This window comes from Aminobacter sp. P4_H6_2 (assembly GCF_056400805.1).
This window is the reverse complement of sequence record NZ_JBFUKO010000904.1, coordinates 1-1,595: the sequence shown is the minus strand read 5'-3', so window position 1 is coordinate 1,595 and position 1,595 is coordinate 1. Positions and strand designations below refer to the sequence as shown.

Below are 1,595 nucleotides of genomic sequence, written 5' to 3'. Positions count from 1 at the left end.
CATGCAAGCGGCCACGCTCACCTATTTTACGGCGCTGATTTCCGGGCTTTCCGAGTTCTGCGATGGCTTTGCCAAGGTCGAGCCGACCGTTGCGGCGATGAAAAAATTCATCGAGGAAAACGACGTCACTGGCATCGAGACACCGGATGAGCAGACTGTCGTCTTCAAGCTCAAGGAACGGGCAGGCGATTTCATCTACATGTTGACGCTGCCCAATTCAGCGCCAGCTCCCATCGAGACGCTCGATTATGTTCCGGACAGCCTGGAGTATCGGGCTCATTACATCGGCAGCGGTCCCTACACGATCGGCGAATACACGCCCGATACGAGCCTCAAGCTGGTGCGCAATCCCGCCTGGAATGTTGAGAGCGATCCTCTCCGCAAAGCGTATGTGGACGAGATTGAGATCACCATGGGCATGCAGCCCGACGCTATCATGCAGCAGCTGCAGTCTGGCGACGCCGATCTCGCCTATGACATCAATGTTCCGACCGCGATCCTGGCAACGCTTGTCGCCAGCGGGGACGAGAAACTGGTGCCCATGTCAGCCGGCAATACCAATTTCTTGTTCATCAACACCGTATCGAACAACAACAACGGCGCTTTGAAGGATCTGCGGGTTCGTCAGGCGCTGGCCTATGCGGTCGACAAGGCGGCGGTCGCACAGCAGTGGGGCGGCTCGGCAGTCGCCGAGCCAGTCGGCGGCATCTTCGGTCTCGGCGTGCTAGGAAATCACAAGTTCGAGCTCTATCCGTCGCCAGATTCAAAGGGCGATCCCGAAAAGGCGAAGAAGTTGCTCGCCGAGGCCGGGTTTCGGGATGGGATTACGCTCAAGATGCCGTATCGCAGTAAAGATATGGAAGTGACCACGGCCGCCACGATTCAGGCGAGCATGGCACGCGCCGGGATCAAGCTGGAGCTCAGCCCGGTCACCGCCGCCGACTATTATTCCAAATTCATGACCAACCCGGTCAATACGAAAGACGGCATTTGGGATATCGCACCTGCGGGTTGGACGCCACAATGGTTAGGTGGCGCGGCACGCTCCGTGTTCCAGCCGCAGTTTACCTTCAACGGCACGCACCAAACCTACAACTACACCGACTACAACAACCCCAAGGCCAACGAGATCGCCGCCAAGGCGATCAATGCCACGACACCGGAAGAGACCGGCAAGTTGTGGTCCGAAGTCGATGAGCTCGTGATGGCGGACGTGCCTGTCATTCCGCTGATCGCCAACAAAAACCCGAAATATCGCAGCGGGGCGGTGCAAAACTACCAGCCTTATGCGCTGGGTGTCGAAGGCGACTGGACCAATCTCTGGCTCGAACGTTGAACTGAGAACAAGCCGGCGCCCGTTGCGGCGCCGGCTGGACGCGACCGATTTGGGCGAACCTATACTCGAAGGCGACGAACCAAACTAGGCGGTGCGTCAGGAGGAACGTGCGTCTGTTGCAGCAGCGCAGGAGGAACGACGTATCGAGCGCACGCGCGTATCTCACTCATGCATATGCGGGCAACGCTAAGGCTAACCGTCACCACTGACAGCCAGCAACTCCCGGGAATATTCCTAAACCACGCGACCTTCCTGAAGC

1 protein-coding gene is annotated in these 1,595 nt (G+C 58.2%); it reads left to right on the top strand.

What is annotated here, in order from left to right; all coding sequences use genetic code 11:
• Positions 1-1,336 (top strand): ABC transporter substrate-binding protein (locus AC1DUU_RS31500; RefSeq protein ID WP_476787225.1); only part of this gene is annotated, 1,336 nt, incomplete at its 5' end.
• Positions 1,337-1,595 lie beyond the last annotated feature (259 nt).